Here is an 18195-nt window from a genome sequence, read left to right as displayed (position 1 = left end):
GAAGGGGCCGCCGCGGGGGCTTTGCGGGGGGGGGGAGGAGCGGGGGGGGTCGGGCGGTCGGCGGGCCCCCCCGCTGGCGGGGGGGGGGGCCCCGCCGCCCCCCGCCGCCTGGGCGGCGGGCGACCACGGCCCCGGCCTGGGGCTGTTCCGGCGGCTGGCGGACGCGGGGGTGTTCGCGCTGGCCGTGCCGGAGGCATCCGGCGGGCTCGGCCGGCTGCCGGTGGAGCTGGCGGTGGCCTGTGTCGAGCTGGGCCGCCACGCCGTGCCCGGGCCGCTGGTGGAGACGGTGGCGGCGGGGGTGCTGCTGGGCCGTCTCGCCGAGTGCGGGGAGCCCGCACCCGGGGCGCCGTCCGGGGAGCCCGTGCCGGGGGCTCTGTCCGAGGCACTGTCCGGGCTGCTCGCCGGGGAGCCCGCGACGCTGGTGCTGCCGGGCTGCGGGGTGTACGCGCTGGACCCGGACGCGGCGCGGACGGTGCTGACGGTGTCGTACGACGGCCCGGGGCGGGCGGCCGTGCTGCGCGCGGCCCCCGGGCACGGACCGCTCAGGGCCGCCACCGATCCGGCCAGACGGTCGGCGGTCCCGGCCGCCGGGGGCACGGTGCTCGCCGGGGGCGAGCCGGTCGCCGGGGCCGCCGCCCTGGCCGGGGCGTACGCCCGGCTGCTCACCGCCGCGCAGTGTCTGGGCCTGGGGCTGGCGCTGCTGGGGCGGACGGTGGCGTATGTGCGGGAGCGCCGCCAGTTCGGCGTCCCGATCGGGTCCTTCCAGGCGGTCAAGCACCGTCTCGCCGATACGCACATCGCCCTGGAATTCGCCCGTCCGCTCGTCTTCGGCGCGGCGCTCACCCTCAGCCCCGTGGACATCGCCGCCGCGAAGACCGCCGCCGGGGAGGCCGCGTACGCCGCCGCCCTGACCGCCCTCCAACTGCACGGCGCGATCGGCTACACCGACGAACTGGACCTCGCCCGCCTCCTCCGCAAGGCCCGCCCGCTGCGTGACGCCTGGGGTACCCCCGCCCGCTGCCGCGCCCAGTTGCTGGCGGCCCTGGCGGCTGACGGCTGACGGCTGACGCTCAGTCGCGGTCGCGGGTCACGAGCGGCCCGCCGGGACGCCAGGAGCGGATCACCAGCCGGTCCCCCTCCACCGAGGTGCGGACCACCTCTCCCACCGCCGCCCGGAAGAGACAGAACGCCTCCGGATGCCCGATGGCCTCGCCGAACCGTGCCACCTCCGCCTCGTCCGTCACCTCGACGGCCCGGCCCGCGAGCTTCACGTCCCCGCCGTCCATGGAGTCGTCCGCCCCGGGATTGGCGTGCACCGCGAACCTCGGGTCGCGCCGCAGATCCAGCGCCTTGAGCGAGCCCGGCATCATGCCCAGCCACAGCTCCCCGTCCCGGAAGATCACCTCAAGCCCGGTCACCCTCGGGGATCCGTCCTTGCGGAGCGTGGCGAGCACATGGTGGCGATACCGCTCGAACCGCGCCCTGACGGTCCCGGCGAAAGCGGGCTCCGCCCTCTCGAAGTCCGTCCATGAAGTCGAAGTCTTCGTCATACGAGGAGCCAACCACGCAATCCCGACATCTTCTGTCGGGTTTGGCACCCCGCGAGCGAAAGTGCTGTCCTGGTAGCAGGACCGAGGCCGCCACCACGGCGGCGGGGAGGCCCGCCGTCCCGCCCCTCCAGGAGGATCCCGTGGCGATCTTCATGCACGCCTCTCTCCCCGGCGTCACCACCGCCCAGTACGACGCCCTCAACGCCGAACTCCAGGCGCTCCCGGGCGACACCTACGCGGGCTGCCTGACCCATGTCTGCGTACCCTCCGCCTCGGGCCTGGAGGTGTTCGACCTCTGGGAGTCCCAGCAGGCCATGGACGACTTCTTCGCCCGCATGATGCCGGTGGCCGAACGCCAGAACATGACTCCGTCCGGCGAACCCCCGACGGTCTCCGAGGTGCACCACCACTGGATGGCGGGAGGCTGATCGCACAGAGGCCGCTCAAGAGCCTTGACCTCAACCTTAGTTGAGGATGAAGAGTGCGGGGCATGACCTCACGACAGCTGACCCGCCCCGCACTCGGCCTGCTCACCGTCCTCTTCGGCTACTTCACCCTGCCCATGGCGATGACCGGCACCTCCGTCGCCCTGCCCGAGATCGGGCGGGATCTGGACGCGTCGGGGGCGGCGTTGCAGTGGGTGGTGACCGGGTATGTGCTGGCGGCGTCCTCGGTGATGCTGGTGGCGGGGTCGCTGGGGGATCTGTTCGGGCGGCGGGCGGTGTACGCGGGCGGGGTGGGGCTGTACGCGGCGGGGACGCTGGCCTCGGCGGCCGGGCAGAGCATCGCCGTGCTCGACATCGCGCGGACAGTCGCCGGGGTCGGCGCGGCGGCGGTGATGACGGTCGGGGTGACGATTCTCGCGACGATGTACGAGGGGGCGGCGCGGGCCAGGGTCTTCGCGCTGGTGGGCACCATCGCGGGCATCGGGATAGCGATCGGCCCGACACTGTCGGGCGCGCTGGTGGGGTTGTTCGGCTGGCGGGCCTCGTTTCTGGTCTTCGGGCTCGCCGGGGTGCTGATCCTGCTGCTCACCCGGCTGATTCCGGAGTCGAGGGCCGAGGCGCGGCCGAAGGTGGACCGTCCGGGGGTGGTCTCCTTCGTCGCCGGTCTCGCGCTGCTGATGTTCGGGCTCACCCAGGGCGCGGGGGCCGGCTGGGGCGCCCTCTCGGTGCTGGGGCCGATGGCGGCGGGCGTGGTGCTGCTCGTGGTCTTCGTCGCGGTGGAGCGGCGCGGCGATCACCCGGTGCTGGATCTGTCGCTGATCCGCGACCGGCTGTTCTCCGGGTGGCTGTTCGCCGCGATGTCGATCGTGCTGGGCTCGACCGGGGTGCTGGTCTTCCTGCCGACGTATCTCCAGGGCACCGGCGGTCTGACGGCCGGTGACGCGGGGGTGCTGATGCTGCTGATGACGGTGCCGGTGTTCGCGCTGCCGACCGTCGGCGGGCTGCTGGTCGCCCGGGGGCTGCCGGCCCGGTATCTGGCGGTGACGGCGCTGCTGCTGTCGGCCGTGGGCAACTTCTCGCTGGCGCTGACGCTGGCCCCCGACGCGGGGCCTGCCCGGCTCGCGCTGCCGCTGCTGCTGATCGGGGCGGGCAGCGGTCTCGGGCTCGGCCAGATCGACGCCCAGGCCCTGGGCTCGGTCGCCGCCGAGCGGATGGGCATGGCGTCCGGGCTGCTGAGCACGGGCCGGAGCGTGGCGGGGACGCTGGTGCTGACGGGCTTCGGCGCGGCGCTGACGACGCTGGTGGAGTCCGGGACGGGCGACCGGGCGCGGGCGGATCTGGTGGTGACGGGCCGGGGCCCGGAGGTCGCGGGCGAGTTCACCTCGGCCTGGCAGAGCCTGCTGGGCGGGGTGGGGGTGGCCCTGCTCCTCGCGGCGGTGCTGGCGGGGCGGCTGCTGCGCCCCCGTACCGACGAAGCCGTGCCGGAGCCGGGCCGGAAGCAGAAGCCGGAGCAGGAGCGGCAGCCGGAGCAGGAGTCGGAGCCGGCTGAGGTCTCCGGCTGAGGACGCGCAACAGCGCCTGCCCATCCGGTCGGGGACGGGGCAAGCGCTGTTGTCAGTTCCGCACGCCTTTGTACGGGACGTCTGTGGCGGTCCGGCGTCAGACGGTGAGCGCGCGGTCCGTGGGACGGATCGGGGCGGGCAGTTCGCTCGCACCGGTCAGATAGCGGTCCACTCCGCGAGCCGCGGAACGGCCCTCGGCGATGGCCCACACGATCAGTGACTGGCCTCGGCCCGCGTCCCCCGCGACGTACACACCGTCGACGTTGGTCGCGAACTCCGCGTCACGGGCCACATTACCGCGCTCGTCCAGCTCCAGGCCGAACTGCTCGACCAGTCCGTTGGCGCGGTCGGTGCCGGTGAAGCCCATCGCGAGGGTGACCAGCTGGGCGGGGAGCACCCGCTCGGTGCCCGGCTTCCGCTCCAGCTTGCCGTTCTTGAACTCCACCTCGATCAGATGCAGCGCCTGGACCTGTCCGTCCTCGTCGCCCTCGAAGTGGGTGGTGGAGACGGAGTAGACCCGCTCGGCGCCCTCCTCGTGGGCGGAGGTGACCTTGTAGAGCATCGGGAAGGTGGGCCAGGGCTGGCCCGCGCTCCGCTCGTCGCCCGGCCGGGGCATGATCTCCAGCTGGGTGACGGAGAGCGCGCCCTGGCGGTTGGCGGTGCCCACGCAGTCGGCGCCGGTGTCGCCGCCGCCGATGACGACCACGTGCTTGCCCTCGGCGGTGATCGGCGGGGCGATGAAGTCGCCCTCGCACACCTTGTTCGCGAGCGGCAGGTACTCCATCGCGAAGTGGATGCCCTTCAGCTCACGGCCGGGGACGGGCAGATCGCGGGAGACGGTCGCGCCGGCCGCGATGACGACCGCGTCGTACCTCCGGCGCAGCTTGGCCGCGTCGATGTCGCGGCCGATCTCCACCTCGGTGCGGAACTTGGTGCCCTCCGCGCGCATCTGCTCGATGCGGCGGTTGATGTGCACCTTCTCCATCTTGAACTCGGGGATGCCGTAGCGCAGCAGTCCGCCGATGCGGTCGGCGCGCTCGTAGACGGCGACGGTGTGACCGGCCCGGGTGAGCTGCTGGGCGGCGGCGAGACCGGCCGGGCCCGAGCCGATGACGGCCACGGTCTTGCCGGAGAGCCGCTCCGGGGGGCGCGGGGTGACGTCGCCGGAGTCCCAGGCCCTGTCGATGATGGAGACTTCGACGTTCTTGATGGTGACGGCGGGCTGGTTGATGCCGAGGACGCAGGCCGACTCGCAGGGCGCGGGGCAGAGCCGCCCGGTGAACTCCGGGAAGTTGTTGGTGGCGTGCAGCCGCTCGCTCGCGGCGGCCCAGTCCTCGCGGTAGGCGTAGTCGTTCCACTCGGGGATGAGGTTTCCGAGCGGGCAGCCGTTGTGACAGAAGGGGATGCCGCAGTCCATGCAGCGGCCGGCCTGCTTGCTGATGATCGGCAGCAGGGAGCCCGGGACGTAGACCTCGTTCCAGTCCTTGAGTCGCTCGCCCACCGGACGGGTCTTCGCGACCTCGCGCCCGGTGGTCAGGAAGCCCTTGGGGTCAGCCATTGGTCGCCGCCTCCATCATCTTCTCGGTGGTCTCCTGCTCGGAGAGACCGGCCAGCTCAGCGGCGTCCTTGGCGGCGAGCACTGCCTTGTACGTGGTCGGGATGATCTTGCTGAAGCGGGCGGCGGCGGCGGGCCAGTCGGCGAGGAGCTTCTCCGCGACGGTGGAGCCCGTCTCCTCCTGGTGGCGGCGCACGGCGTCGTGCAGCCACTGCCGGTCGGCGTCGGTGAGGGTCTCGACCGCGCCCAGGTTGCCGGAGTTGACGTTGTCCCGGTCGAGGTCGATGACGTAGGCGACGCCGCCGGACATACCGGCCGCGAAGTTGCGTCCGGTCTCGCCGAGGACGACCGCGTGACCGCCGGTCATGTACTCGCAGCCGTGGTCGCCCACGCCCTCGGAGATCACGGTGGCGCCGGAGTTACGGACGCAGAAGCGCTCGCCGGTGCGACCGCGCAGGAACAGCTCGCCGCCGGTGGCTCCGTAGCCGATGGTGTTGCCCGCGATGGTGGAGTACTCGGCGAGATGGTCGGCGCCCCGGTCGGGGCGGACGACGATCCGGCCGCCGGAGAGGCCCTTGCCGACATAGTCGTTGGCGTCGCCCTCCAGCCGGAGGGTGACTCCGCGCGGCAGGAAGGCCCCGAAGGACTGGCCCGCCGAGCCGGTGAAGGTGATGTCGATGGTGTCGTCGGGCAGGCCCGCGCCGCCGAACCTGCGGGTCACCTCGTGGCCCAGCATGGTGCCGACGGTCCGGTTGATGTTCCGGATGGGGACCTGGGCGCGGACCGGCTGGGCGCTCTCGGCGCTGTCCGCGCCCAGCGCGTCGACGGCCAGCCTGATCAGCTGGTTGTCGAGCGCCTTGGCCAGCCCGTGGTCCTGCTCGATCAGTGCGTGGCGCACCGCCCCGGCGGGCAGCTCGGGGACGTGGAAGAGCGGGGCGAGGTTGAGGCCCTGGGCCTTGAAGTGGTCGACGGCCCGCTCGGTGTCGAGGAGTTCGGCGTGGCCGACGGCCTCCTCGATGGTGCGGAAGCCCAGCTCGGCGAGGAGTTCGCGGACTTCCTCGGCGATGAACTGGAAGAAGTTGACGACGTACTCGGCCTTGCCGGAGAAGCGGTCGCGCAGCACCGGGTTCTGGGTGGCGATGCCGACCGGGCAGGTGTCCAGATGGCAGACGCGCATCATGACGCAGCCGGAGACGACCAGCGGGGCGGTGGCGAAGCCGAACTCCTCGGCTCCCAGCAGGGCGGCGACGACGACGTCGCGGCCGGTCTTGAGCTGGCCGTCGGTCTGCACCACGATCCGGTCGCGCAGCCCGTTGAGGAGCAGGGTCTGCTGGGTCTCGGCGAGTCCCAGCTCCCAGGGGCCGCCCGCGTGCTTGAGGCTGGTGAGCGGGGAGGCTCCGGTGCCGCCGTCGTGCCCGGAGATGAGCACCACGTCGGCGTGGGCCTTGGAGACGCCGGCGGCGACGGTGCCGACGCCGACCTCGGAGACCAGCTTGACGTGGATGCGGGCCTTCGGGTTGGCGTTCTTGAGGTCGTGGATCAGCTGGGCGAGATCCTCGATGGAGTAGATGTCGTGGTGCGGCGGCGGGGAGATGAGTCCGACTCCGGGGGTGGAGTGCCGGGTCTTGGCGACCCAGGGGTAGACCTTGTGGCCGGGGAGCTGGCCGCCCTCGCCGGGCTTGGCCCCCTGCGCCATCTTGATCTGGATGTCGTCGGCGTTGACGAGGTACTCGCTGGTGACGCCGAAGCGGCCGGAGGCGACCTGCTTGATGCTGGAGCGCCGGGCGGGGTCGTAGAGCCGGTCCGGGTCCTCGCCGCCCTCGCCGGTGTTCGACTTGCCGCCGAGCTGGTTCATGGCGATGGCGAGGGTCTCGTGGGCCTCGCGGGAGATGGATCCGTACGACATCGCGCCGGTGGAGAACCGCTTGACGATCTCGGAGACGGGCTCGACCTCGTCGAGCGGGACCGGGGTCCGGTCGGAGTTGAAGCCGAAGAGGCCGCGCAGCGTCATCAGCCGCTCGGACTGCTCGTTCACCCGGTCCGTGTACTGCTTGAAGATGTCGTAGCGGCGGTTGCGGGTGGAGTGCTGGAGGCGGAAGACCGTGTCCGGGTCAAACAGGTGCGGCTCGCCCTCGCGGCGCCACTGGTACTCGCCGCCGATGTCCAGCGCGCGGTGCGCCGGGGCGATGCCGGAAGCGGGGTACGCCTTGGCGTGGCGGGCGGCGACCTCGTCGGCGACGACGGAGAGGCCCGCGCCGCCGATCTTGCTGGCGGTGCCGTTGAAGTACCGCTCGACGAAGGTCTCGTCCAGGCCGATGGCCTCGAAGACCTGCGCGCCCCGGTAGGAGGCGACGGTGGAGATGCCCATCTTGGACATCACCTTCAGCACCCCCTTGCCGAGGGCGTGGATCAGATTGCGGATGGCCTGCTCGGGTTCGATGCCCTCGATGAAGGTGCCCGCGCGGACCAGGTCCTCGACGGACTCCATCGCCAGATACGGGTTGACGGCGGCCGCGCCGTAGCCGATCAGCAGCGCCACATGGTGGACCTCGCGGACGTCGCCCGCCTCGACCAGCAGGCCCACCTGGGTGCGCTGCTTGGTGCGGATGAGGTGGTGGTGGACGGCGGAGGTCAGGAGCAGGGAGGGGATCGGCGCGTGCTCGGCGTCGGAGTGGCGGTCGGAGAGCACGATCAGCCGGATGCCGTCCGCGATGGCCGCGTCGGCCTCGGCGCAGATGGCGTCGATACGGGCGGCGAGCGCGTCGCCGCCGCCCGCGACCCGGTAGAGGCCGGAGAGGGTGGCGGCCTTCATCCCGGGCATGTCGCCGTCGGCGTTGATGTGGACGAGCTTGGCCAGCTCGTCGTTGTCGATCACCGGGAAGGGCAGGGTGACGCTGCGGCAGGAGGCGGCGTTGGGCTCCAGCAGATTGCCGGCCGGGCCGAGGGTGGAGAGCAGGGAGGTGACCAGTTCCTCGCGGATCGCGTCCAGCGGGGGGTTGGTGACCTGGGCGAAGAGCTGGGTGAAGTAGTCGAAGAGCAGCCGGGGCCGCTGGGATATCGCCGCGATCGGGGAGTCGGTTCCCATGGATCCGAGGGGCTCGCCACCGGTCCTCGCCATCGGCGCGAGGATGATGCGCAGCTCCTCCTCCGTGTAGCCGAAGGTCTGCTGGCGGCGGGTGACCGAGGCGTGGGTGTGCACGATGTGCTCCCGCTCGGGCAGGTCCTCCAGCTCGATGGTCCCGGCGTCGAGCCACTCCGCGTAGGGGTGCTCGGCGGCCAGCGAGGCCTTGATCTCGTCGTCCTCGATGATGCGGTGCTCGGCGGTGTCCACAAGGAACATCCGGCCGGGCTGGAGGCGGCCCTTGCGGACGACCTTCGCGGGGTCGATGTCGAGGACGCCGACCTCGGAGGAGAGGACGACCAGGCCGTCGTCGGTGACCCAGTACCGTCCCGGGCGCAGCCCGTTGCGGTCCAGGACCGCGCCGACCTGGACCCCGTCGGTGAAGGTGACACAGGCCGGGCCGTCCCAGGGCTCCATCATCGTGGAGTGGTACTGGTAGAAGGCGCGCCGGGCCGGGTCCATGGAGTCGTGGTTCTCCCACGCCTCGGGGACCATCATCAGCACCGCGTGGGGCAGCGAGCGGCCGCCGAGGTGGAGCAGTTCCAGGACCTCGTCGAAGGAGGCGGAGTCGGAGGCGTCCGGCGTGCAGACCGGGAAGATCCGGTCCAGCTCGGCGGCGCCGAAGAGGCCGGAGGCGAGCTGGGACTCGCGGGCGCGCATCCAGTTGCGGTTGCCCTTGACCGTGTTGATCTCGCCGTTGTGGGCGACGAAGCGGTACGGGTGGGCCAGCGGCCAGCTCGGGAAGGTGTTGGTGGAGAACCGCGAGTGGACGAGGGCCACGGCGGAGGCGAGCCGGCGGTCGGAGAGGTCCGGGAAGAACGGCTCCAGCTGGCCGGTGGTGAGCATGCCCTTGTAGACGACGGTACGGGCGGAGAGCGAGGGGAAGTAGACGCCGGCCTCGCGCTCGGAGCGCTTGCGGAGGACGAAGGTCTTCCGGTCGAGCGCGATCCCGGTGGCGGCCGATCCGTGCCCGCTCTCCCCGCTCTCCCCGCTCTCCCCGGCGCTGTCGGCCACGAATATCTGGCGGAAAACAGGCATGGTGGCGCGGGCGCCGTTGCCGAGGAGATCGGGGGTGACGGGGACCTCGCGCCAGCCGAGGACGTTGAGTCCCTCTTCGGCGGCGATCGTCTCGATGCGTGAGACGGCTTCGGAGGTCTCCTCCTCGGGGAGGAAGGCGATGCCGACGGCGTACGCGCCGGCCTCGGGCAGCTCGAAGGGGGTGACCTCGCGCAGGAACGCGTCGGGCACCTGGAACAGGATTCCGGCGCCGTCCCCCGAGTCGGGCTCGGAGCCGGTGGCACCTCGGTGCTCCAGGTTCCGAAGTACGGTCAGCGCCTGTTCCACCAGCTCATGGCTGGCAACACCGGTCAGGGTGGCCACGAACCCGACACCGCAGGCGTCGTGTTCGTTACGGGGGTCGTACATCCCCTGGGGGGCGGGTCGACCGTCCATGGGCGACCAGGCGTCGGAACGCATCGGCTCTCCCGTCGTCGTCGTGGCATGTTCAGTACCGAGGGACGACGTTGGCCCTCCGCGAAATTTCGTGCAGGTTACATGATGGAAAGGTTCCCGGGAAGCGGATAACTCATTCCAGTATGCGGACACCGCACGGGGCGGTACAGGTGGGTCGTCAACGGACAGATCGGTATCCGCAGGACCTTCGCAGAGCAGGCTTCATTGCCCGCGGCGCCTTCGGCTCATGCCCGGTGATCAGGGATTTGAAACCGACGAGTTACGGCTACTTTTGCAGTGCCTTGCATAGTGTCTCACCCCTGGGCCGGATAAACCGCCCCAGGGCTGGATCCCGCTCGCCTGATCCTGCATAAAAAAGCATGGCCGAGGGGTGGGGAATCCGCCGCCTCCGGAGTGGAGGAGGCGGGGTCCGGGGCTTTACCCGGCCGGAACACGGGCGAAACCCCCGGGGCACGGCCGTGGACACCCGGGAGACGGCCCCGGCCGCGGTCCGACGGGGCGGACGGGACCCGGCCGCAGGTCCGACGGGGGCTGACCGGGGGCGGACGGGGCCCGGGGAGGCGGCCCGGCGCGTCAGAGGGCCGCGCCGAACGCCATCCCGAGCCCGTAGGTCACCGCCGCGGCGGCACCGCCCAGCAGCAGCTGCCGCATTCCGCTGTACCACCAGCCCCGGGCCGTCACCCGGGCCACCAGCGCCCCGCATCCGAACAGTCCCGCCAGCGCCAGCAGCACCGCGGGCCACAGCGCGGTCGCGCCGAGCAGATAGGGCAGTACGGGCAGCAGTGCGCCCAGCGCGAAGGCGGCGAAGGACGAGACGGCCGCGAGGGCCGGGGAGGGCAGATCGTCCGGATCGATGCCCAGCTCCTCACGGGCGTGGATCTCCAGCGCCTGCTCCGGATCCCTGGAGAGCTGCATCGCCACCTCGCGGGCGAGCGCGGGCTCCACGCCCCGTGCGACGTACAGCGCCGCCAGCTCCTCCATCTCGTCGACCGGGTGCTTGCGCAACTCCCGGCGCTCGACCTCCAGTTCCGCCTCGACCAGCTCCCGCTGGGAGGCGACGGAGGTGTACTCGCCCGCCGCCATCGAGAACGCGCCCGCGGCCAGCCCCGCGAGACCCGTGATCACCATGGTCTGCTGGGAGGCCGAACCGCCCGCGACACCGGTCATCAGGGCGAGGTTGGAGACCAGTCCGTCCATCGCGCCGAAGACCGCGGGACGCAGCCAGCCGCCGTTGACATCACGGTGGGTGTGGTTGTCCCGGTGCGCCTCGTGCAGCGACGCCCCGGCCTCGATGATGGACACAGCTCTCCCCTTTCCCAGTGCGCCGCTGATCGCGGCGCACCCCTCGAACACCACCGAAAATACGCACGAAGTAAGGAGCCTGCCAGCAAGGCAGGCCGTACTTACCTGGCGTCGAGGGGGTGACAGAAAGGTTTCTTCGACTCGCGGCGGGCCCCCCGGGGCACAGATCCAGACGACCTGGCTCGCGCGCGAAAGGGGTCCGCCCAATGGAGTTGACCGCAGACAGTCCCCCCGGTCCGGCCGGGCACGGGCCCGCCCTCCCGCCGCCCGCGGCCGGCCCCTCCCCCCGGGAGCGGGCGTACGGAGCGCTGCTGGGGCTCGCGGTGGGCGACGCGCTGGGCGCGCCGGCGGAGAATCTGCGGCCGTCCGAGATCCGCCGCAGATGGGGGCGGATCGAGGGTTTCGTGGCGGACGATCCGGCGGGCACGGACGACACCGAGTACGCGATCTTCTCCGGGCTGCTGCTGGCCCGGCACGGCTCGGAGCTCACCGTCGCGCAGGTGGAGGCGGCGTGGCACCACTGGATCGCGGATCTGGACGAGGGGCCGTTCCGGGGCGCGGGGTTCAGCGAGCGCGGCACCCTGGAGAATCTGCGGCGAGGGCTCGCCGCGCCCATCTCGGCCCAGCACCGGCACGCCTGGAGCGACGGTCTGGCGATGCGCGCGGCCCCGTTCGGGGTGTACGCGGCGGGCCGTCCCCTGGAGGCGGCCCGGCTGGTGGCGATCGACGGCACGGTCAGCCACGACGGCGAGGGGATCTACGGCGGGCAGGCGGTGGCCGCCGGAGTGGCCGCCGCGATGGCGGGCGCGGGCCCGGCCGGGGTGATCGGCGCGGCCCTCTCGGTGATCCCGATGGACTCCTGGACGGCCCGCTCACTGCGCCGGGGGGTGGTGACGGCCCAGCGCGACTACCCGGACGTCCTCACCATGGAGCGGGCGGTGCGCTCCTCGGTGGTGATCGGCGGCTACCCCTGGACGGATCTGGCCCCGGAGGCGGTGGGGCTGGCCTTCGGCGCGTTCACCGCCGCGCGCGGCGACTTCCGTACGTCGGTGCTGACCGCCGTCAACATGGGCCGGGACGCCGACACCACGGCGGCGGTCGCGGGGGCGCTGGCGGGCGCGGTGTCGGGGGTGGGGGCGATCCCTCCCGAGTGGGCGGCGGCGATCGGGCCGGTGCGCGGAAGCTGTCTGCCCGCCATGCGGGGCCACCATGTCCTCGACGTCGCCGATCTGCTGGCCCCCGGCGAGGACCGTCCCGGGGGCGCGTCATGACCAGCGCGGCGACGACCGGCCCGGCCCCGGACCCCTGCGGGAGCGCCGGGCGGCGGGAGGGGTGGGCGCGGCCGGTCGAGGGACTGCTGCTGGGGCTGGCGGCAGGGGACGCGGCCGGATGGCCCGCCGCCCGGCACCGGGCGGCCCGGATGCCGGAGTGGACCCGCCGGCTCACCCGGGAGCTGGACACCTTCGCCGAGCAGAACGCCACCACCACCCTCCCCGTGCCCATCGCCCTCAACCAGCCGCCCGAGCCGCTGCGGCTCGGGCCCTCCGACGACGCCGAGTGGGCGGCCTTCACCGCCGAGACCGTGCTCACCGCCGCCGGGCCGCTCTTCGCCGGGCTCACCCCCGGCCGCCGGATGCGCGCCGCGGTCGATCTCGCCTGGAACTCCCTCGCGGGCGAGGTCGCCGCCGCGGCCGCCCGCGCCCCCGAGGTGGAGTCCGCCGTGCTCCCGCTGCGCGCCCGGATCTCCGTACGCGCCGGTCTCGGCAATCTGGCCACCGGACTGCGCCCGCCCGCCACCGGTCACGACAACCCCCACTACTTCGACGACGCCGCCTGTGTACGGGCGGTCGTGCTCGCGGTCGTCCACCCCGGGGATCCCGCGTCGGCCGCCACCCTCGCCGAGTTCGACGCGCGCTACACCCAGGACGGCGACGGGGTGCACGGCGCGCGCGCCATGGCGGCGGCCGTCGCGGCGGCCCTCGGCGGGGCGGCGGTCGACGAAGCGGTGGACGCCGCCCTCGCCCAGCTCCCCGCCGGCACCGAGATCGGCCGCAACGCCCAGCACGCGGTCCGGCTCGCCCGGGACTCCGCCGCCGCGTTCGACCTCGTGCCCCTGCTGGAGCATCAGATCGTGGACCACGTCTACAGCTACGGCATCGCGGCGGCCGAGACCGTGCCGGTCGCGCTCGCCGTCGCCACGGCGGCCCGGGGCCGGGTGTCGGAGGCGGTGCCCACCGCCGCCTGTCTCTCCCGGGTCGCCGACTCGGCCCCCGCCCTCGCCGGGGCGCTGACCGGCGCGCTCGGCGGCGGCGACGCGATCCCGGCCGGCTGGCGCGAGGCCTGCCGGACCCTCGCGGGCTGTGCGCTGCCCCGGCTCGCGGGGACGGATCTGGTGAAACTCGCCGAGAGGCTGGCAGACACGGAACCGGCCATCCCGGGTGGACAATTCCGGCATGACGCTGATTTCACCCACCGTTCCGGGACTCGATGACCGGATCACCGGCAGTCTGATCGGCGCCGCCGTCGGCGACGCGCTCGGCGGCCCGGTCGAGGGCTACAGCCCCGAGCAGATCGCCGAGCGCCACGGCGGCCGGATCCGCGGCATCGTCGGCCCCTGGCACGGCGAGGACTGGCGCACCGCCCGCCCGCTCGCCCCGTACCACAAGGGCGACGGGCACGTCACCGACGACACCCTGATGACCCATGCCCTGATCAGGGTGTACGCCAGGGTCCGCGACCACCTCGACGCCCACGCCGTCGCGGACCACCTGGTGCCGGACCTGATCACCACCCCCCGCTGGATCCCGGAGCTGGAGGCCGAGGCGCTCCCCGTCCAGCGGCTCTTCCTCGCCGAGAAGTGGCTGGTGACCCGGATCCACTACGGCCACCACGACCCGCGCGAGGCGGGCTCCGGAAACATCGTCAACTGCGGCGCGGCCATGTACATGGCCCCGGTGGGGCTGGTCAACGCGGCCGACCCCCGGGCCGCCTACGCCGAGGCCCTCGACATCGCGGGCGCGCACCAGTCCTCCTACGGACGCGAGGCGGCGGGGGTCTTCGCGGCGGCCGTCGCCGCGGCCTGTGTGCCGGGGGCGACGCCCGCCGCCGTCATCGACACGGCGCTCGCTCTGGCGAAGGACGGCACCCGGGCCGCGATCGAGGCGGTGGCGGGCGTCGCCGTGCGGCACACGGACTTCGAGCCCGCGCTCGCCCCGCTGCGGGCGGCGATCGCCCCCTTCGACACCGTCGGCCCGGAGTACCGCGCCCCCTCGCTCGCGGCCCGCCGCCCCTCCCGGGTGCACTCCGTCGAGGAGCTGCCGATCGCGCTGGGCATGCTGCTGATCGGCGGGGGCGACTACCGCCGTACGGTGCTGGGCTCGGTCAACTACGGCCGGGACTGCGACTCGATCGCGACCATGGCCGGGGCGATCGCCGGGGCGCTCGGGGGCGAGGCCTCGGTGCCGAGGGAGTGGGCGAAGCCGGTCGCCGAGGCCAGCCGGCTCGATCTGCACGCCCCCGCGAGGGAGCTGGCCTCGGTGACCCGGGAGGTCTTCGCGCGCGACCGGGCGCGCCGCCGGGCCCATGAGGACGCTCTCGCCCTGCTGACGGCGGACGACGCCCGGTGACCGGGGCGCTGCGGCTGACCTGGGTCCAGCCGGAGGACCTGGTCGGGCACGAGCTGCGCCAGGCGGCGGAGGACGGCCGGGACGCGTCGGGGATCGCCGCCGTCTGGCGGGCGGCTGGCGGCCCCGCTCCGCCCCCGGCGGCGGGCGTCTCACCGCTCCCCGCCGCCCCGGCCCTGCGCGCCCTGGCACTCCGGCTCCTGGACGAACTGGCCGAACTCCCCAGCCCGCTGGCGGCGCTGGAGCCCACCGACCTCCCCGCCATCCGCGCCGCCTGCCCCGACTGGCCCACCCCGGAGCCGGAGCCGCCGGAGCCCCGTGTTCCGCGCGCGCGGGCGGCGGCGGGGCCCGCCGTGGAGGCGCTGCACGCCGCGTGGCTGGGGCGGGCCGTGGGCTGTCTGCTGGGGAAGCCGGTGGAGAAGCTTCCGCTGCACGCCATCCGCGCTCTCGGCCGGGCCACCGGGAACTGGCCGCTCACCACCTGGTTCACCGGCCGGGGCGTCCCCGCCGAACTCGCCCGCGCGCACCCCTGGAACCGGCGCTCCGCGCCCACCTCCCTCGCCGAGAACATCGACGGCATGCCCGAGGACGACGACCTCAACTACCCGCTCCTCAACCTCCTGCTGCTCCAGCGGCACGGCCGCGGCTTCCGCACCGCCGACGTGGCGCGGCTGTGGCTGGACGAACTCCCCGCCGGACGCGTCTTCACCGCCGAGCGCGTCGCCTACCGCAATCTCCTCTCCGGGATCGAACCCCCGCTCACCGCGCGCCGCCACAACCCCTTCCGGGAGTGGATCGGGGCGGCCATCCGGGCCGATGTGCACGGCTGGACTCACCCCGGCGACCCGGGGGCCGCCGCCGAGCAGGCCCATCGCGACGCCGTCCTCACCCACACCGCGAGCGGCGTCCACAGCGCGATGTTCATCGCCGCCGTCATCGCGGCGGCGGCCGGCGGCGGCCACGACGTGCACGGCGCGCTCGCCGCCGGACTCACCGTGGTGCCCCCGGACTCCCGGCTCGCCCGCGCGGTCCGCTCCGGCATCGCGGCGGCCCGCGCCGAACCCCGCTTCGACACGGTCGTGGACCGGCTGCACGCCGCCCACGGCGACCGCCACTGGGTCCACGCCGTCCCCAACGCGGCGCTGCTCGCCGCCGCCCTCACCCACGCCGACGGCGACTTCACCGGCTCGGTCTGCCGGGCCGTCTCCGGAGGCTGGGACACCGACTCCAACGGGGCGACCGCCGGGTCCGTCGCGGGGCTGCTCGCCGGGGCCCCCGAGGCCCTCCCCGAGCGCTGGACCGCCCCGCTGAAGAACCGGCTCGCCACCTCCGTCACCGGCTTCGACGGCATCGGTTTCGACGCCCTCGCCCGGCTCACCCACCAGGAGGCGATCCGCCCATGACCGGCACCGCGCCACCCGAGATCGGCGGCACCTCATGACCCACGCCCTCCCCACCGCTCCCACCCCCCTTCAGGGTCTGCGCGTCCTGGATCTGGCGACCCTCTTCGCGGGGCCGCTCGCCGCCACCCTGCTCGGCGACTTCGGCGCGGAGGTCATCAAGGTCGAGCACCCCCGCCGCCCCGACCCCTCCCGGGGGCACGGACCCGCCAAGAACGGCGTCGGTCTGTGGTGGAAGCTGCTCGGCCGCAACAAGCGCGCCATCACCCTCGACCTGTCCGCCCCCGGCGGCCGCGACACCCTCCTCCGGCTGGCCGCCACCGCCGATGTGGTCATCGAGAACTTCCGTCCGGGCACCCTGGAGCGATGGGGCCTGGGCTGGCCGGAGCTGAGCGCCGTCGCCCCCGGGCTGGTGCTGACCCGGGTCACCGGCTTCGGCCAGTTCGGCCCGTACTCCCACCGCCCCGGTTTCGGCACCCTCGCCGAGGCCATGAGCGGCTTCGCCGCCGTCACCGGCGAACCCGACGGCCCGCCGACCCTGCCTCCCTTCGGACTCGCCGACTCGATCGCCGCCCTCGCCACCTCCTACGCGGTGCTCACCGCGCTCGCCGCCCGCGCCGCCACCGGCCGGGGCCAGGTGGTGGACATGGCGATCATCGAACCGATCCTCACCGTGCTCGGCCCGCAGCCCCTCTGGTACGACCAGCTCGGCCATGTCCAGGAACGCACCGGCAACCGCTCCCTGAACAACGCGCCGCGCAACACCTACCGCACCGCCGACGGCCACTGGGTCGCCGTCTCCACCTCCGCCCAGTCCGTCGCCGAACGCGTGATGCGGCTGGTCGGCCGGCCCGAGCTGACCGAGGAGCCCTGGTTCGCCACCGGGACCGGGCGGGCCGGGCACGCGGACGAGCTGGACACGGCGGTCGGCGGCTGGATCGCCCGCCGCACCCGGGCCGAGGCGCTGGCCGCCTTCGAGAAGGCCGAGGCCGCGATCGCCCCGATCCACGACATCCGCGATGTGATGGACGACCCTCAGTACCGCGCGCTGGACACCATCACCGAGGTGGCCGACCCCGAGCTGGGGACGATCCGTATGCAGAACGTCCTCTTCCGGCTCTCCGAGACTCCCGGCGCGATCCGCTGGGCGGGCCGCCCGCACGGCCAGGACACCGAGGAGGTGCTCACCGAACTCGGCCTGAGCGGCACGGAGATCGCCGCACTCCGTGACCAGGGGGCCCTGTGACCATCCCCCTCACCTATCTCTACGCCCCCGGCGACCGCCCCGACGTGGTGCGCAAGGCGATCGGCTCGCGCGCGGACGTCGTGATCGTCGACCTTGAGGACGCGGTCGCCCCCGAGCGCAAGAAGTACGCGCTCGCCGCGACGGCGGAACTCCTCATGTCCCGCCAGCCACTTCCCGTCCATGTCCGCATCAACTCCCCCCAGGACGTCGAGACGCTGACCGGGCTTCCCGGCCTCTGCGCCCTGCGTGTACCCAAGGTCGCACACCCCACTGACATCCACCGGATCGCGGAACTCGCCCCCGGGGTCCCCCTCCATCCGCTGCTGGAATCCGCGCTCGCGATCGAGCACGCGTACGCCATCGCCACCGCCCACCCCGCCGTCCGGGGCATCTCCATCGGCGAGGCGGACCTCCGCGCCGACCTCGGCGTACGGGACGGCTCCTCGCTGGACTGGCCCAGGGTCCGGATCGTGGTCGCCGCCCGCGCGGCCGGACTCGCGCCGCCGGTCCAGTCCGTCTTCCCCGACATCAGGGACATGGACGCGCTCTACGCCTCCTGCGCCCACGCCCGCGCGCTGGGCTTCCTGGGCCGGGCCGCCATCCACCCCCGGCAGCTGCCGGTCATCGAACGGGCCTTCCGCCCCACCCCGGGGGAGATCGAGGCGGCGGAGCAGATCGTCGAGGCCGCCGCCGGGGACGAAGGGGCCCTCGCCCTGCCCGACGGCCGCTTCGTGGACGCGGCGATCGTGGCGGCGGCCCGGCGCACCCTCTCCGCCGCCCGGCGCGAAGGGCCCGCCTGAGGCCTGTCAAAACGGCGAGTGGCCGCCGGGGGGCTCCCCCCGGCGGGCTAAATCCCTCCGCCCCGGCAGGTGGGCGAGGGGTTGTTCCTGGGGGTCCGGCGGCGGCCCCCCCCGCCC

13 protein-coding genes are annotated in these 18195 nt (G+C 73.5%); 9 read left to right on the top strand and 4 right to left on the bottom strand.

The features are described 5' to 3' along the window. Nucleotides 1–73 precede the first annotated feature (73 nt). A complete protein-coding gene (locus IE247_RS27720; RefSeq protein ID WP_190126065.1) occupies nucleotides 74–1060 on the top strand; it encodes an acyl-CoA dehydrogenase family protein in 987 nt (328 codons plus the stop codon). 10 nt (nucleotides 1061–1070) lie between these two features. On the opposite strand, the gene IE247_RS27715 is transcribed toward IE247_RS27720, so the two are convergent. After that, nucleotides 1071–1550, bottom strand: a complete 480-nt coding sequence (locus IE247_RS27715; RefSeq protein ID WP_190126040.1) for a pyridoxamine 5'-phosphate oxidase family protein — start codon at nucleotides 1548–1550, stop codon at nucleotides 1071–1073. Nucleotides 1551–1690: 140 nt separating this feature from the next. On the opposite strand from IE247_RS27715, the gene IE247_RS27710 reads away from it, so the two are divergent. Next, complete coding sequence (locus IE247_RS27710) at nucleotides 1691–1978, top strand: hypothetical protein (RefSeq protein ID WP_190126039.1); 288 nt, start codon at nucleotides 1691–1693, stop codon at nucleotides 1976–1978. A 62-nt stretch (nucleotides 1979–2040) separates the two neighbouring features. Further along, nucleotides 2041–3558 (top strand): MFS transporter, encoded by a 1518-nt coding sequence (locus IE247_RS27705; protein ID WP_190126038.1) that lies wholly within the window; start codon nucleotides 2041–2043, stop codon nucleotides 3556–3558. Between the two features lie 97 nt (nucleotides 3559–3655). Here IE247_RS27705 and IE247_RS27700 read toward each other — a convergent pair whose 3' ends face one another. The 3 genes from IE247_RS27700 to IE247_RS27690 all read right to left on the bottom strand — a co-directional run bounded on the left by IE247_RS27700 (nucleotide 3656) and on the right by IE247_RS27690 (nucleotide 11009). Beyond that, on the bottom strand, nucleotides 3656–5116 hold the full coding sequence (locus tag IE247_RS27700) for a glutamate synthase subunit beta (RefSeq protein WP_190126037.1): 1461 nt from the start codon (nucleotides 5114–5116) through the stop codon (nucleotides 3656–3658). Next, on the bottom strand, nucleotides 5109–9710 hold the full coding sequence (gene gltB / locus IE247_RS27695; protein ID WP_190126036.1) for a glutamate synthase large subunit: 4602 nt from the start codon (nucleotides 9708–9710) through the stop codon (nucleotides 5109–5111). The genes IE247_RS27700 and gltB overlap by 8 nt, the downstream gene beginning before the upstream one ends. Before the next feature lie 570 nt (nucleotides 9711–10280). Beyond that, nucleotides 10281–11009, bottom strand: coding sequence for a VIT1/CCC1 transporter family protein (locus tag IE247_RS27690; protein ID WP_190126035.1), 729 nt, complete (start codon nucleotides 11007–11009; stop codon nucleotides 10281–10283). 206 nt (nucleotides 11010–11215) lie between these two features. Here IE247_RS27690 and IE247_RS27685 point away from each other — a divergent pair, with 206 nt between their 5' ends. From IE247_RS27685 to IE247_RS27660, 6 genes are read left to right on the top strand one after another with little or no spacing between them, the layout of a single operon-like run. Then, nucleotides 11216–12280 carry an ADP-ribosylglycohydrolase family protein gene (locus IE247_RS27685; protein ID WP_190126034.1) on the top strand — a complete coding sequence of 355 codons (1065 nt, stop codon included), beginning with the start codon at nucleotides 11216–11218 and terminating at the stop codon, nucleotides 12278–12280. Beyond that, the gene (locus tag IE247_RS27680; RefSeq protein ID WP_190126033.1) at nucleotides 12277–13500 is read left to right on the top strand and encodes an ADP-ribosylglycohydrolase family protein; all 1224 of its coding nucleotides are present in this window, start codon (nucleotides 12277–12279) and stop codon (nucleotides 13498–13500) included. Before IE247_RS27685 ends, IE247_RS27680 begins: the two co-directional genes overlap by 4 nt. Next, nucleotides 13463–14635 (top strand): ADP-ribosylglycohydrolase family protein, encoded by a 1173-nt coding sequence (locus IE247_RS27675; RefSeq protein ID WP_190126032.1) that lies wholly within the window; start codon nucleotides 13463–13465, stop codon nucleotides 14633–14635. Before IE247_RS27680 ends, IE247_RS27675 begins: the two co-directional genes overlap by 38 nt. Further along, the gene (locus IE247_RS27670; RefSeq protein ID WP_190126031.1) at nucleotides 14632–16035 is read left to right on the top strand and encodes an ADP-ribosylglycohydrolase family protein; all 1404 of its coding nucleotides are present in this window, start codon (nucleotides 14632–14634) and stop codon (nucleotides 16033–16035) included. The genes IE247_RS27675 and IE247_RS27670 overlap by 4 nt, the downstream gene beginning before the upstream one ends. A gap of 34 nt (nucleotides 16036–16069) precedes the next feature. Continuing rightward, nucleotides 16070–17278, top strand: a complete 1209-nt coding sequence (locus IE247_RS27665; RefSeq protein WP_190126030.1) for a CaiB/BaiF CoA transferase family protein — start codon at nucleotides 16070–16072, stop codon at nucleotides 17276–17278. After that, on the top strand, nucleotides 17275–18078 hold the full coding sequence (locus IE247_RS27660; protein ID WP_190126029.1) for an HpcH/HpaI aldolase/citrate lyase family protein: 804 nt from the start codon (nucleotides 17275–17277) through the stop codon (nucleotides 18076–18078). Before IE247_RS27665 ends, IE247_RS27660 begins: the two co-directional genes overlap by 4 nt. Nucleotides 18079–18195: the final 117 nt, after the last annotated feature.

Source organism: Streptomyces inusitatus (assembly GCF_014651115.1).
Taxonomy (GTDB): domain Bacteria; phylum Actinomycetota; class Actinomycetes; order Streptomycetales; family Streptomycetaceae; genus Streptomyces; species Streptomyces amakusaensis.
Note: the sequence above shows the minus strand (reverse complement) of the source record. Positions and strands in the feature narration are given on the sequence as shown.